Source organism: Stenotrophomonas tumulicola, from assembly GCF_014117215.1.
Lineage (GTDB): Bacteria > Pseudomonadota > Gammaproteobacteria > Xanthomonadales > Xanthomonadaceae > Stenotrophomonas > Stenotrophomonas tumulicola.
Genome location: NZ_JACGXS010000001.1, coordinates 550510 through 564555, shown reverse-complemented (window position 1 = coordinate 564555; position 14046 = coordinate 550510). Strand labels below are relative to the sequence as shown.

The 14046-nt window shown below is 67.5% G+C and carries 14 protein-coding genes; 7 read left to right on the top strand and 7 right to left on the bottom strand.

Annotation, left to right across the window (positions count from 1 at the left end):
- Positions 1 to 86 precede the first annotated feature (86 nt).
- On the top strand, positions 87 to 671 hold the full coding sequence (locus H4O11_RS02665) for an FMN-dependent NADH-azoreductase (protein WP_182337879.1): 585 nt from the start codon (positions 87 to 89) through the stop codon (positions 669 to 671).
- Between the two features lie 286 nt (positions 672 to 957).
- Here H4O11_RS02665 and serS read toward each other — a convergent pair whose 3' ends face one another.
- Positions 958 to 2238, bottom strand: a complete 1281-nt coding sequence (gene serS / locus H4O11_RS02660) for a serine--tRNA ligase (RefSeq protein ID WP_182337878.1) — start codon at positions 2236 to 2238, stop codon at positions 958 to 960.
- Positions 2239 to 2353: 115 nt separating this feature from the next.
- On the opposite strand from serS, the gene H4O11_RS02655 reads away from it, so the two are divergent.
- Both H4O11_RS02655 and H4O11_RS02650 read left to right on the top strand, forming a co-directional pair.
- A complete protein-coding gene (locus H4O11_RS02655) occupies positions 2354 to 2995 on the top strand; it encodes an energy transducer TonB (RefSeq protein ID WP_182337877.1) in 642 nt (213 codons plus the stop codon).
- A gap of 143 nt (positions 2996 to 3138) precedes the next feature.
- Positions 3139 to 3717, top strand: coding sequence for an energy transducer TonB (locus H4O11_RS02650; protein WP_182337876.1), 579 nt, complete (start codon positions 3139 to 3141; stop codon positions 3715 to 3717).
- Positions 3718 to 3773: 56 nt separating this feature from the next.
- Here H4O11_RS02650 and aroA read toward each other — a convergent pair whose 3' ends face one another.
- The 4 genes from aroA to H4O11_RS02630 form a co-directional block, all read right to left on the bottom strand.
- On the bottom strand, positions 3774 to 5087 hold the full coding sequence (gene aroA, locus H4O11_RS02645) for a 3-phosphoshikimate 1-carboxyvinyltransferase (RefSeq protein ID WP_182337875.1): 1314 nt from the start codon (positions 5085 to 5087) through the stop codon (positions 3774 to 3776).
- Between the two features lie 74 nt (positions 5088 to 5161).
- On the bottom strand, positions 5162 to 6334 hold the full coding sequence (gene pheA, locus H4O11_RS02640) for a prephenate dehydratase (RefSeq protein ID WP_182337874.1): 1173 nt from the start codon (positions 6332 to 6334) through the stop codon (positions 5162 to 5164).
- Between the two features lie 49 nt (positions 6335 to 6383).
- Positions 6384 to 7469: a 3-phosphoserine/phosphohydroxythreonine transaminase gene (serC, locus tag H4O11_RS02635; protein WP_182337873.1), complete on the bottom strand. Its 1086-nt coding sequence runs from the start codon at positions 7467 to 7469 to the stop codon at positions 6384 to 6386.
- 127 nt (positions 7470 to 7596) lie between these two features.
- Positions 7597 to 8397: an FHA domain-containing protein gene (locus H4O11_RS02630; RefSeq protein ID WP_182337872.1), complete on the bottom strand. Its 801-nt coding sequence runs from the start codon at positions 8395 to 8397 to the stop codon at positions 7597 to 7599.
- Between the two features lie 115 nt (positions 8398 to 8512).
- On the opposite strand from H4O11_RS02630, the gene H4O11_RS02625 reads away from it, so the two are divergent.
- From H4O11_RS02625 to H4O11_RS02615, 3 genes are all read left to right on the top strand, one after another.
- Complete coding sequence (locus tag H4O11_RS02625; protein ID WP_182337871.1) at positions 8513 to 8788, top strand: polyhydroxyalkanoic acid system family protein; 276 nt, start codon at positions 8513 to 8515, stop codon at positions 8786 to 8788.
- Positions 8789 to 8879: 91 nt separating this feature from the next.
- Positions 8880 to 9383: a phasin family protein gene (locus H4O11_RS02620; protein WP_182337870.1), complete on the top strand. Its 504-nt coding sequence runs from the start codon at positions 8880 to 8882 to the stop codon at positions 9381 to 9383.
- Positions 9384 to 9614: 231 nt separating this feature from the next.
- Positions 9615 to 10589: a restriction endonuclease gene (locus H4O11_RS02615; protein ID WP_182337869.1), complete on the top strand. Its 975-nt coding sequence runs from the start codon at positions 9615 to 9617 to the stop codon at positions 10587 to 10589.
- Between the two features lie 59 nt (positions 10590 to 10648).
- Here H4O11_RS02615 and hutC read toward each other — a convergent pair whose 3' ends face one another.
- Both hutC and H4O11_RS02605 read right to left on the bottom strand, forming a co-directional pair.
- Complete coding sequence (hutC, locus tag H4O11_RS02610) at positions 10649 to 11374, bottom strand: histidine utilization transcriptional repressor HutC (protein WP_182337868.1); 726 nt, start codon at positions 11372 to 11374, stop codon at positions 10649 to 10651.
- A gap of 26 nt (positions 11375 to 11400) precedes the next feature.
- A complete protein-coding gene (locus H4O11_RS02605) occupies positions 11401 to 12771 on the bottom strand; it encodes a formimidoylglutamate deiminase (protein WP_182337867.1) in 1371 nt (456 codons plus the stop codon).
- 68 nt (positions 12772 to 12839) lie between these two features.
- Here H4O11_RS02605 and hutI point away from each other — a divergent pair, with 68 nt between their 5' ends.
- Positions 12840 to 14045 carry an imidazolonepropionase gene (gene hutI, locus H4O11_RS02600; protein WP_182337866.1) on the top strand — a complete coding sequence of 402 codons (1206 nt, stop codon included), beginning with the start codon at positions 12840 to 12842 and terminating at the stop codon, positions 14043 to 14045.
- Position 14046 lies beyond the last annotated feature (1 nt).

The window sequence follows — 14046 nt, the reverse complement described above, 5'->3', positions numbered from 1 at the left end:
CAACCACCTTTATCCCAAATTGGCAACAACCTATCGTATGTCCTGTCGGCGGGGCTCCCGCCTCCCACAGAACAAAGGTGACTGCCATGAAGCTTCTTCACATCGACGCAAGCGCGCTCGGCGACAACTCGGTCTCCCGCCAGCTGTCGGCAGCGGTGGTCGCCCGTTTCCACGACCAGGTCCAGGACCTGAACGTATCCTACCGCGATCTGGACGCCAATCCGATTCCGCACCTGCGTGGCAGCTCGCTGGCCCAGGCCGATGCGGCTGAAACCGCTGATGCGCAGCAGGTGATGGAGCAGTTCCTGACCGCCGACGTGGTGGTGATCGGTGCGCCGATGTACAACTTCAGCATCCCTTCCACGCTGAAGGCCTGGATCGACCGCGTGGCGGTGGCCGGGAAGACCTTCAAGTACACCGAAGCCGGCGCGGTTGGCCTGGCCGGCGGCAAGCGCGTGATCATCGTCAGCAGCCGCGGCGGCATCTACAGCGATTCGCCGGCCGATTTCCAGGAACCCTACCTGCGCGCGATCTTCGGGTTCATGGGTATCAATGAGGTGGAGTTCGTGCGTGCCGAGGGCATCGCCTACTCGCCGAAGCACCGCGAGGACGCCATCGAGGCAGCGCTGGCCAGCCTGCCGGAAGCGGAGTTCGCTGCGATCGCAGCCTGAGGTTTCAGTTCACGGTTGCTGGCGATTCCTCGTCGGCCAGCGACCACGGGCCGGAAGATTCCCTCCCCCATTCCGGCCCACCCCTGCGGCCCTGCAGAAATGCGGGGCCGTTTTTTTGGGGCGCGAAAAGAGTGACGGGCATGGCCCGTCACTACCGGGAATGCGGGGCCGTTTTTTTGGGGCGCGAAAAGAGTGACGGGCATGGCCCGTTACTACCGGGAAGGCGGGGCCGTTTTTTTTGGGGCGCGAGAAGAGTGACGGGCATGGCCCGTCACTACCGGGGCGGTCAGGCGATGGTCTGCAGGCCGCCCATGTAGGGCTGCAGCGCTTCGGGCACGGTGATCGAGCCGTCGGCGTTCTGGTAGTTCTCCATCACCGCGATCATCGCGCGGCCCACGGCCACGCCCGATCCGTTCAAGGTGTGCAGCAGTTCGGGCTTGCCGGTGGCGGGGTTGCGCCAGCGGGCCTGCATGCGACGGGCCTGGAAATCGCCGGTGTTGGAGCACGAGGAGATTTCGCGGTAGGTGTCCTGCGAGGGCAGCCACACTTCCAGGTCGTAGGTCTTCACTGCGGAAAACCCCATGTCGCCGGTGCACAGCAGCACCTTGCGGTACGGCAGGCCCAGCTTTTCCAGCACCACTTCGGCACACCGGGTCATGCGCTGGTGTTCGGCATCGCTCTCTTCGGCGCGGCAGGCAGTCACCAGCTCCACTTTCTCGAACTGGTGCTGGCGGATCATGCCGCGCACGTCGCGGCCACCACTGCCCGCCTCGGCGCGGAAACACATGGAATGGGCGGTCATGCGCAGCGGCAGGCGCTCGGCATCGATGATCTCGTCGCGGACGATGTTGGTCAGCGGCACTTCCGAGGTCGGGATCAGGTAGCGCGGCGATTCGCCGACGGCGGTCTTGAACAGGTCGTCCTCGAACTTCGGCAGCTGGCCGGTGCCACGCAGCGATTCGGGGTTCACCAGCAGCGGCACGTTGGTTTCTTCATAACCGTGCTCGCCGGTGTGCAGGTCCAGCATGAACTGCGCCAGCGCGCGGTGCAGGCGGGCCACCGGGCCACGCAGCACGGTGAAGCGCGAGCCGGACAGCTTGGCGGCGGTTTCCGCGTCCAGCCAGCCGTTGCGTGCGCCCAGTTCGACGTGGTCCAGCACCTTGAAATCGAACTGGCGCGGGGTGCCCCAGCGCGCCTGCTCGACGTTGTCGTCTTCGTTCGCACCGGCCGGGACGTCCTCGGACGGCAGGTTCGGGATCACCATGGCAATGGCGTCGATCTGCTCGCGCAGGCCGTCCAGCGCCACTTCGGATGCCTTGAGTTCGTCGGCGAACGCGGCCACTTCGGCCATGATGGCGGACACGTCCTCGCCCTTGGCCTTGGCCTGGCCGATCGCCTTGGAACGGCTGTTGCGCAGGCTCTGCAGTTCCTGGGTGCGCACCTGGATGCGCTTGCGGTCGGCTTCCAGCGACTCCAGCGCAGACACGTCGAGCTCGAAGCCGCGACTGGTGCGCAGGCGTTCGGCGAGGTCGGCGGGCTGTTGGCGAAGCAGGGCTGGATCGAGCATGGCAGGGAGTCGGTTCGTGGATCAGGAAGTGGATTATCGCCTGTTACGCAGGTTTCTGCCGCCCGGTTCATCGCGGCTGTGACAGAATCGCTGGGGTCCTGTCCCGGTTCATGCCATGCCCGCTTCCCGTTCCTCGTCCGGCAAGTCGATCACCCTGCAGATTCCGCGCAACAGTTTGAAGATTGCCGGCATCGCCTTCTGCGGTGGGTTGTTGTTGTTCCTGGTGGTCTGGCTGGCCAGCCGGGACAAGGGGTTCTACCAGGCCGACCCGGCAACCCAGACGCCGCAGCAAGTGGCCGAGGTAGAACCGTTGCCGGAGCCACTGGCCGCTGCGGGCGGTTCCAGCGACATGCCCGACGCACGCCCGGCGCCGCCACAGGAAGAGGCGCCGAAGCTGGTGGAAACCGCCCCGCCCCCGCCGCCCGTTGCCCCGGCCGCGCCGCTGCCTGGCGATGCGCCGGCCGCTGCCGCTGCGCCCAGCGACCGGCCCATGCCGATCGCCGGCCAGTCGCCGCCGCCCAATTATCCTCCCGCCGCCTTGCGCCGCGGCGATTCCGGTTCTGTGGTGGTACGCGTGGACGTGGATGCGGCCGGCCGGCCCGCCGCAGTCACCCTGATTCAACGCAGCGGTTCGCGTGACCTGGACCGTGCGGCCAGCGAAGCGGTGCGCCGTTGGCGTTTTACTCCGGCGATGAGCAATGGCCAGCCGGTGCCCGGCAGCGTCGAAGTGCCTTTCGACTTTACTCCCGGGCGTTGATCACGGCTTCGTTTCATCGCTGAACGCCAGCGTCATTGGAAGCTGAACCCTGCGCGCGGCATTGACGCGGCGCTGACGCACCTGCAACCGGTCTGCGGCAACACTCTGGGCGTCGTCGGAAACGACTGTGCAGGAGATCAGACATGAATGTTACCCATGCTTCCGAAGTGCCGGCATCGCCCGAACATCAGGGGGACGCCGACCTGGTCCAGGAACGCCGCCGTCCGTCGCCTTGGTTGTGGGTGGCGCTGATCGTGGCAATGTTCGCCGCCGCGCTGATGTGGCTGCGCATGTCCAACGAGGAAGTGGCGCCGGCGCCGATCGGCGAGCGCAGCCTGCCGGCTACCGATACGCCAGTGGCGACCACGCCTGCCACGACGCCGCGCACCGCGCCGTCGGCAACCACCACCCAGAAGCGTACGGCTCCGGTGGTACGCAACCGTGAGGCACGTCCGCTGGCCAGCAATGCCAAGCCTGACTATCCGGTCAGCGCGCTGCGTAACGGCGTGCAGGGCAGCGTGGTGGCACGCCTGCAGGTTGCCCCCAACGGCCAGGTCACCGAGGCCAGCATCGTCTCGCGCAGTGGCCAGCGTGATCGCGACCTGGACCGTGCGGTGCTGACCACCGTACGTGGCTGGAAGTTCGAGCCCGCGATGCAGAACGGCCGGGCAGTGGCCAGCGTGGTCAACGTGCCGGTGGATTTCCAGACTACCGGACGCTGAGTTAGCTGCATCAGTGGGCGAGTGGAATGCCGGCCAGTGGCCGGCATTCTTTTTTATCAGCCGGTGGACAGGCTGAAGCCGGCGCCGCCGGCCAGGGCATCGAAGCCAGGGAACGAGGTGGCTACGTTGTCCACGTCGTTGATGCGCACTTCGCCGCCGCTGATCTGGCCGGCGATGGCAAACGCCATGGCGATGCGATGGTCGCCGTGGCTTTCGATGGTGCCGCTGCCCAGCACGGCGCCGCCATGCAGCGTGGCGCCGTCTTCGGTTTCATCCACCTGCATGCCCAGTGCGCGCAGGCCGGTGGCCATGGCAGCCAGGCGGTCCGATTCCTTGACCCGCAGTTCGGCCGCGCCGGTCACCACGGTCTGTCCCTGCGCCGCTGCGGCGGCCACGAACAGCGCCGGGAATTCATCGATCATGTCCGGCACCAGCGCTTCGGGAATCCGTGCGCCCTTCAGCGGTGCATACCGCACCACCAGGTCCGCCACCGGTTCGCCGCCCTGCTCTGCCGGGTTCTCTTCGCGGATGTCCGCACCCATCAACCGCAGCGCGTGCAACAGGCCGGTGCGGCGCGGGTTGAGCCCCACCTGGCACAGGCGCAGTTCGGAACCGGGGATGATGCTGGCCGCCACCAGGAAGAACGCCGCGGAGGAAAAGTCCGCCGGCACCACGATGTCGGTGGCACGCAGGCGCTGGCCGCCACGCAGGCGCGCCTTGCCGGGGGCGTATTCGATGTCCACCCCGAACGCGGCGAGCATGCGCTCGGTGTAATCGCGCGTGGGGTGCGGTTCGACCACCGAGGTTTCGCCTTCGGCGTAAAGGGCGGCCAGCAGCACGGCCGATTTCACCTGGGCGCTGGCCACGGGTGATGCGAATTCGATGCCCCTCAGCGGCTGCCCGCCGTGCACGTGCAGTGGCGGCGTGCCGTCGTCTTCGGTGTCGATACGTGCGCCCATCAGCGCCAGCGGGCCGGTGACGCGGCGCATCGGGCGGCCGGACAGCGATTCATCGCCGACCAAGGTGCAGTCGAAGCGCTGGCCGGCCAGCAGGCCGGAGAGCAGGCGCATGCCGGTGCCGGCGTTGCCGCAATCCAGCGGCGCGGTGGGCGCCTGCAGGCCGTCGATGCCGACGCCGTGGACGATGCGCCGGGAGGCGCTGGGGGTTTCGATGCGCACGCCGAGCTGGCTGAAGATGCGCGCGGTGGCGCGTGTGTCTTCGCCTTCAAGGAAGCCTTCGATGGTGGAGGTGCCATCAGCCAGCGCGGCGAACATCACCGCGCGATGGGACACCGATTTGTCGCCGGGAATGACCAGGCTGCCCTGCAGGGGCTGGCCCTTGCGGGCGATCCAGTACTGCGCGTTGCTCATCGTCTGCTGCTTCCGTCTGCGCCGCATGGGCGGCGATGGAACAAAGTGCGAGGGCCAGGCCCTCGCCGGGCGGTTCAGGGCACGGCCACCGGATAGGAGCCCAGCACCTTGATCTGCGCGGCATGCGCTTCCAGTTCGGCCAGCGCGGCCTGCATCGGTGCATCGTCGACATGGCCAGCCAGGTCGATGAAGAAACCGTACTCCCACTTGCCGTGGTGCGATGGCCGCGACTCGATGCGGTTCATGCTGATGCCATGGCGGGCAAACGGGCTGAGCACGTCAAACAGCGCACCGGGCTTGTCATGGATGAACACCAGCACCGAGGTGCGGTCGTGGCCGGAAGTCGGGAAGATGCTGCGGCCTACCACCAGGAAACGGGTGGTGTTGTCGGCATCGTTCTGGATCGGCTTGGTGACCACCTTCTTCAGCCCATACACGTGCCCGGCGCTCTCGCCGCCGATGGCCGCCGCGTCGTCGGCGTTGCGGGCCCGCCGCGCGCCTTCGGCATTGCTGGCCACCGGGATCTTCTCGGCCTTGGGCAGGTTGGCGCGCAGCCACGCCGAGGTCTGCATGAAGGACTGCGGATGCGCGTAGACACGTTCGATATCCTGCAGGCGTCCGCTGCGCGACATCAGGTACTGCTGCACGCGCAGTTCGGCTTCGCCGCAGATCTTCAGGTTGGAGGTGAGGAACATGTCCAGGGTGATCTGGATGGTGCCCTGCCCAGAATTCTCCACCGGCACGACGCCGAAATCGGCGTTGCCCGCTTCCACTTCCTGGAACACTTCTTCGATGCTGGCCATCGGCAGGCCCAGCGCCGAGCGGCCGAAATGCTTGAGCACCGCCTGCTGGCTGAAGGTGCCTTCCGGGCCCAGGTAGCCGATCTTCAGCGGCTCCTGCTGGGCCAGGCAGGCAGACATGATTTCGCGGTAGACATGCACCAGCAGCTCGTCGCTGAGCGGGCCTTCGTTGCGGTCCACCACCATGCGCAGCACCTGCGCTTCGCGTTCCGGGCGGTAATAGTCCACGGCCGCGGCCAGCTTGCCCTTGGCCTTGCCGACCTGGTGGGCGAAGCGCGCACGCTCGGCGATCAGCGACTGGATGTCACGGTCGATCTGGTCGATCTTGGCACGCACATCGGCCAGTACCGGCGGCGCACTGGCCGCCACCTCGGCCTTGGATGCCTTCGATTTCCCGGTTGCGGCTGCGGCCTTCTTGCTGGCCGGCTTGGCAGGTTTGCTTGCCATCGATATTCCTTGGTGCAGGGCGTGCGCAGACCGCACGCCGGGAGAAGACTCAGCCGTGACGCTGCTGGAAATCAGCCATGAAGGCAACCAGCGCTTCGGCGCCGGCCACGGGCATGGCGTTGTACAGCGAGGCACGGATGCCACCGACGGCCTTGTGCCCTTTCAGCGCCAGCAGGCCGGCCGCCTTGGCCTCGGCGACGAACCGCGCATCCAGCTCGGCACTGGGCAGGAAGAACGGAATGTTCATCCGCGAGCGTGCCGAGGGCGCGACCTCGTTGCGGTAGAAGCCACCGGATGCGTCGATGGCGGCATACACCAGCGCTGCCTTGGCGGCATTGCGTCTGGCGAACTCGACCACGCCGCCTTCGGCCAGCATCCACTTGAACACCAGCCCGGCCAGGTACCAGTTCCACGTTGGCGGGGTGTTGAGCATGGAATCGCGCGCGGCGTGCGAGCGGTAATCGAAGATATCCGCGCGCGGCTGGCCATCGCGTTGCAGCAGGTCACGACGGATGATCACCACTGCGATGCCCACCGGTCCGAGGTTCTTCTGCGCGCCGGCGTAGATCACCCCATAGCGGCGCACGTCCAGCGGTTCACTGGCGATGGACGAACTGAAATCGGCCACCAGCGGCACTCCGCCGGTGTCGGGGATATCGCGGAACTCCACGCCATGGATGGTTTCATTGGCGGTGATGTGCACGTAGGCGGCATCGGGCGAGAGCTGCCAGCCGGCGCGGTCGGGCAGATCACGAAAGGCTTCGGCCTCGCTGCTGGCGGCCACGTTGACCGACACATATGGCGTGGCCTGCTTGACGGCGGTCTTTCCCCAGTGGCCGGTGAGCACGTAGTCGGCACGCTGGCCGGCGCTGGCGAAGTTCATCGGGATCAGTGCCTGCTGGGTGGTGGCACCACCGGGCAGGAACAGCACCGCATAGTCGTCGGGGATGTCCAGCAGCTGGCGCAGGTCGGCTTCGGCTTCGGCCGCAACGGCCATGAATTCCGGGCCGCGGTGGCTCATCTCCACGATGGAGGCGCCAGCACCATGCCATTCCAGCATCTCTTCCTGCGCCTGGCGCAGGACCACTTCCGGCAACGCTGCAGGGCCGGCACTGAAGTTGAACGCGCGCGTCATGTCACACCTGTGGGGCAAGACCCCTAGTATGCCGCAGCGCACCAGCCTTTAGGCCGCGCCGTCCAAGGGAAATTTGGTTGCATTGGTATCCATTGGGTGCCGCCGGGCATGGCCCGGCGCTACCAGGTCAGCGCGCGCCGAACCACAGCAGCAGGCTGAGCACGCCAGCCAGCAGCAGCGCGCTGGCCAGCAGCCATGGCCAGCGCCGCACACCGCGCGGCGCCAACTCGGCCGGCTCGGCGTCGGTGTCGTTGAAGACGAATTCCTCGCGCGGGGCGGGACGCTGCTGCGGGTCGTTGGCCAGTTCCAGCACGAAACGGTGCTGGCCATCGAACACGACCTGGTCGCCGCCCTGCAGCCAGCAGTGCCGCACCGCCACGCCGTTGACCCGGCTGCCTTCGCCGTGGCCGAGGTCGCGCAGCAGCACCCGCTCGCCATGCAGTTCGATGCGCGCGTGCTGTTCGGCCAGCGCCGGCTCGTCGATTTCGATGTCCGCGTCGCTGCCCCGACCCACCACACGGGGCCGGTCCAGGGTGAAACTGCGGCCATGGTGCGGGCCGCCGACACCGCGCAGCAGCCGCGGCTCGTCATCATTCACCGCCGCCTGCGCCGACGGCGGCAGCACCGGGCTGTCCACCTCGCCCTGGATCAGCATTTCCACGCCATCGACGTAGACCGCATCGCCGGCACGCAACAGTGCCATCCGACGGATGGGCCGGCCGTTGACGTGTACCCCGCGCACGCCGGTGGCGACCTGCAGCCACAGGCCGCGATCATCCAGGCTCAGCTGGGCCAGCAGCAGGCTGCCCTGGCTGGCTTCGACCAGGCGGATGCTGCCGTTGGCCTGGCGCACGATCTTCTGCACGCCGGGCGCCAGGGGTTGGTCGGGCTGTGCGTGTTGGCTGAAATGGACGAGCAGTTTAGGCATGCGGCGCAGACTAGCAGGTGGCCGACGATCGCAGAAGAACCGCCAGTGTTGGCGTTTACCGTCGCGATGCGCACAATGCACGCCCCAAGTCCGTTTCCACCCGCAAGGAATCCCCATGTCCAGCATCGATGTACAGCACGCCCACGCCCTGGCCGCCCCGGAAGCACGCAAGGCGATCGAGGAGGTGGCGGCCAAGCTGTCCGAGCGCTTCGGCCTGCAGTCGAACTGGCGTGGCGATGTGCTGGATTTCTCCGGCAGCGGCGTGGACGGGGCGATCGAACTGCAGCCCGGCGCGGTGCGCGTGACCGCCAAGCTGGGCTTCCTGCTGTCGGCGATGAAGGGCATGGTGGAGAGCGAGATCCAGCGCGTGCTGAAGGAAAAGCTGGGCTGAACCTGCTGGCGGTCCCCTGCACCGCCATCACGCCAAATCCGCGCCGACGGCGTTAGTCTGGCCCCTGCATCCGCCCATGCAGGAGACCCCCATGAACCAGTACGACGAGCACGACCCCGGCAACGACGCGCAGGACAAGGCCTCCTTCCAGGAACAGGCCGAACGTGTTTCCCGTCGCCTCAGCGATTCGGCGCAGCAGGTCTGGCTGGCCGGGCTGGGCGCGCTGGGCCGTGCACAGGCAGAGGGCAACCGGTTCTTCGATGGGCTGGTGAAGGAAGGCGAGGCCTTCGAGAACCGGCGTCGCGAGAAGGCCGAGGAGAATGGCCCCGGCTGGCGCGACAACGTGGAAGAGCAGTTGGGCCAGGCCCGTGAGAAAGCCTCCGGCACCTGGGACAAGGTCGAAAAGGCGTTCGAGGACCGGGTACATGGCGTGCTCAAGCGCCTGCATGTACCCAGCGCGGAAGATGTAAGCGCGTTGAATGCCCGCATCGATGCGTTGACCACGCGCCTGAACCGGCTGGAAAGCCGCGGCAGCAGTCCGGCCAGTGGCGACCCCACCCCGGGCAGCCACCAGTCGCCCGGCAGCGTGCCCTGACCTGTCGCTGAGCGACCGCTGGCTCCCGTTGTTGCATTGCAGCAGCGGCTGGGCCAGAATCAATTCAACCCGCCAGTCACCCGCCGTTTGTCCCTCCCCTCACGGCTTTTTGGTACTGGCGGGTTTTTCGTGCGCGATCGCCGGCCATTGCGCCGCCGTCGAGGCCCGCGCCACGCGCCATGCCGCGCCATTACACTGTGCGCCCTTCCCGTACCCTGCGCTGCCGTCTGCATGTTTTCCTGGATCCTGGCTTTGTTGTTGGCCCTCGCCTGTTTTCTGCTTGCCACCGCGTACCTGTGGCTGGTGACACGCCGCCGCAAGCAGATGACGCTGGGCCTGCAGGCCTTGGCCAGCATGCATTGGCGCGAGTTTTCCGAACTGGTCAAGCGTGCCCTGCACGAACAGCGCGGCCTGCAGGAGCAGCAGCACAGCGACGAGGACAGCCGCGCGTCGTGCAGTGATTTCCCGATGGGCAACGACGCCGGGCAGTGGCTGGTGTCCTGCAAGCATGGGCTGGCATACCGCATCGGCACGGCCGCCATCAACGAACTGGGTGCGGCGGCGCGCCTGTCCGGTGCGCATGGCGGCATCCTGATCACCGAAGGACGGGTGGATGCCGAGGGCCTGGTGGTCGCCGGCAAGCAGGCGGTGGAAGTGCTGGATGGCCGGCGCCTGTGGCCGATGCTGTCGCCCTACCTGCCCGGCGACATCGAATCGCGCGTGCATTCGGCCGCGCGCCGCCACGCACGGCAGCGCATCGTGGTCGCCGCGCTGGCCTCGTGCACGCTCGGCCTGCTGGCCGGCATGGGGTACCAGACGGCGCAGGTGGCCGAACCGCAACCCGCTGTCGTCGTGGCGGTGGCCACGGCGGCACCAGTTGCACCTGCGCCCGAACGCGCGGGTGAAACCGTGCCGACGCCAGCGAACGTGGCCGGTTCGCAGCAGGCCGATCCGGACGCGGCAACGCTGGAGCGTTACCAGCAGGAAGTGTCCCGCGCACTGGGCCGGATTCCCGGCGTGGCCAGCGGCATCTGGCAGACACGGCAGACACTGGCGGTGGACCGTACCGGCGAGATCGACTCGCTGTGGCCGGATATCTGCGAAGTGGTCACCGCTTATCCAGCGCTGCGCACCGTGCGCGTCCAGCTCAATGCGCGGCCAGGCGTGGATGAGCCGGTACGTTGGCGGCAGTGCGCGACGTTGTAGTTCGCGGTTGGATCGGGGGAGCCGCCGGGCATGGCTCGGCGCTACAGGATGGCCCGGCGCTATCGGCCAGGGGCGAAGCGTGCCACCAGGTCCCAGGCATCGCCCAGGAATATCTGCCGCACCCGGGTGATGGCCTGTTCGCCACGCCAGGTATGGCGCTCGATCACCAGGCAGGCGGTGCCGACCTTGACGTCCAGCAGCCGGGCCGTTGTCGCGTCGGCTCCCCAGGCGCTGATGCGGTGCTGGGCACGCGTCCAGGACACGTTCTGCAGCAGCCAGCTGCCCGGCGCGGTGGTATTGAAATCCACTTCCAGCACTTCCGGCACGCCAGCCGGGCTGATCAACCGATGCTCCAGCGCCAGCGGGCGCGCATCGGCCAGGTGCAGGCAGTCCATCGCCAGCAGTTGGGAATCACCGGCCAGTTCCTGTTCGCCTGCATCATCGGCACGTGCGCTGCGCAGTGCACGCTGCAGCAACCGATACCCGTAGGCATGTCCCATCGCGCTGACCTGCACGGCGATGTCCGGGATCTCCAGCGCCACCAGTTCCAGGTGCGGCGACTGCCGGGCAACGAACGAACCGGCACGGCGGCGGCGTTCGATCATCCCGCTTTCGGCCAGCGCGGTCAGCACCTTGTTCACCGTCATCCGCGAACAGGCGTACTGCTCCATCAGCTCGTGCTCGTACGGGATACGGAACCCCGGCGCCCACTCACCACTGAGGATGCGGCTTTCCAGTTCACTGCGGATGCGCTGGTTGAGCGTGGCGGACTTGCTTGCCTTCACTGGAATTCCGGGTAGTAGTAAAGAGATCAGCCCAGCACGCCGTGCAGGGCCTGGGCAAAACGTGCGTTGATTGCATCGCGCTGCAGGTGACGGCCATCCGCTACGCATTGGCGGCCGTGGCGCCAGACGGCGCGCAGCGCGCCATTACGTGCGGCGAACACCCAGCTGTCAAGCCATGCGTCCCCTTCGCGGCCGATCATGGCCGGGTGGGCAGCATCCAGTTCCAGCAGATCCGCGCTGGCACCGGCCTGCAATCCCGCCGCCACGCCCAGTGCCTGGGCACCGCCCTGCACGGCGCCGTCGAACAGGAAGCGGCCGCTGCTGCGCGCGGCATCCGGGGCCAGCACGTTGCGTCCACGCAACGCCAGGCGCTGCCCATACTCCAGCAGCCGCAGCTCCTCGGCTGCGTCGATCAGCACGTTGGAATCCGAGCCGATGCCGAAGCGCCCGCCTTCGCGTGCGAAGGCCTGCATCGGGAACAGGCCATCGCCCAGGTTGGCTTCGGTGATCGGACACAGGCCGGCCACCGCCTGGCTGGCCACGATGCGCGCGCGTTCGTCGTCGTCGATGTGGGTGGCATGCACCAGGCACCAGCGCGCATCCACCGCTGCGTTTTCGTACAGCCAACGCACCGGCCGCAGGCCGCTCCAGGCCACGCACGCATCCACCTCGCGCAGCTGTTCGGCGATATGGATGTGCACCGGGCCGGTAGTGAGCGGCAGCAGCGCGGCCAGCTCTTCGCCGGTCACCGCACGCAGGCTGTGCGGTGCGATGCCCAGCCGTGCATCGGGCAACGAGGCCAGCGCGGTGCCTGCGCCCTCCAGCAGGCGCGCGAAACCGTCCACGCCGTGGATGAGGCGGCGCTGCGCAGGATTCGGTGCGGCCCCACCGAAATCAGCATGGGCATAGAACACCGGCAGCAGGGTCAGGCCGATACCGGTCTGGGCAGCGGCCGCGGCGATACGCGTACTCATCTCCGCCGGATCGGCATACGCACGGCCATCGGCATCGTGGTGCAGGTAGTGGAACTCGCCGACGCGCGTGAAGCCGCTTTCCAGCATCTCCATGTATGCCTGCGCGGCGATGGCCTGCACCGCATCGGGCACCAGGTTGGCCAGGAAGCGATACATCAGCTCGCGCCAGCTCCAGAAACTGTCACCGTTGCCGCCACCGATCTCGGCAAGGCCGGCCATGCCGCGCTGGAAGGCGTGGCTGTGCAGGTTGGGCAGTCCGGGCACCAGGACCTGCGCCGGCCTGTCACCGGCCTGCGCCGCCTGCCCGACCGTGATGTCGCCGATGCGGCCATCCACCACCTGCACCCGGACATCGCGCGCCCAGCCCTGCGGCAACAGCGCATGGCTGGCGTGGAAAGCAGTGGGCGACAGCGGATCAATCATGGCTGGACAACCTGAAAAGGACGCCTATATTGTATAGACATATAAGCCACGCCGTGTAGCCGACGCCCATGCAATGCGACATCCTCTGGACCAACGTACACCTGATGACCCTGCAGGGCGAAGGCCTGGGCATCCTGCGCGATGCCGAGCTGGCCAGCCGTGACGGTCGTATCGTACATGTCGGCACCGCCGGCAGTGCCGCGCACCTGCAGCCAGCCACCCGCATCGACGGCGCCGGCCGCTGGATATCGCCGGGCCTGGTCGACTGCCACACGCACCTGGTGTATGCCGGCAACCGCGCCAATGAGTTCGAGCAACGCCTGCAGGGCGTGAGCTACGCCGACATCGCCCGCGCCGGCGGCGGCATCGTCGCCACCGTGAGCGCTACCCGCGCTGCCAGCCACGAACGACTGGCGCATGAAAGCCGCCCGCGCCTGCTGGCGATGCGCCGCGAAGGCGTCACCACCCTTGAAATAAAGTCCGGCTACGGCCTGACCCTGGAAGACGAGCGCAAGCAGCTGCAGGTGGCGCGCCAGCTGGGCCAGGAGTGCGACGTGCAGGTGGTGCCGACCTTCCTCGGCGCACATGCCGTGCCACCGGGGCGGCAGGCGCAGGAGTACATCGATGAAGTCTGCCAGTCGATGATTCCGGCCATCGCCGCCGAAGGGCTGGCCGAAGCGGTCGATATCTTCTGCGAGAACATCGCCTTCAACACCGCGCAGGCCACGCAGGTGTTCGAGGCGGCCCGCGCGCACGGGCTGGCGGTGAAGATCCATGCCGAACAGCTGAGCAACCAGCACGGCGCCGAACTGGCTGCACGGCACGGCGCGCTGTCGGCCGACCACATCGAACATCTCGACGATGCCGGCATTGCGGCGATGGCCGCTGCCGGCACGGTCGCCGTGCTGCTGCCCGGTGCGTTCTATTTCACCCGCGATACCACCCTGCCGCCGATCGCGGCGCTGCGTGCGGCCGGCGTGCCGCTGGCGCTGGCCACCGACTGCAACCCCGGCACCTCTCCGCTCACCAGCCCGCTGCTGGCGATGAACATGGGCGCCACCCTGTTCCGCCTGACCGTGGACGAATGCATCGCCGGCTTTACCCGCAATGCAGCGCGGGCGCTGGGACGTGGTGACCGCATCGGCCAACTGGGGGTGGGCATGGACTGTGACCTGGCGATCTGGGACATCGACGCCCCGGCCGACCTGGTCTATCGCATCGGCTTCAATCCGCTGTACGCGCGCGTGGTGCGCGGGCAGCCCGACCCCATCTGAT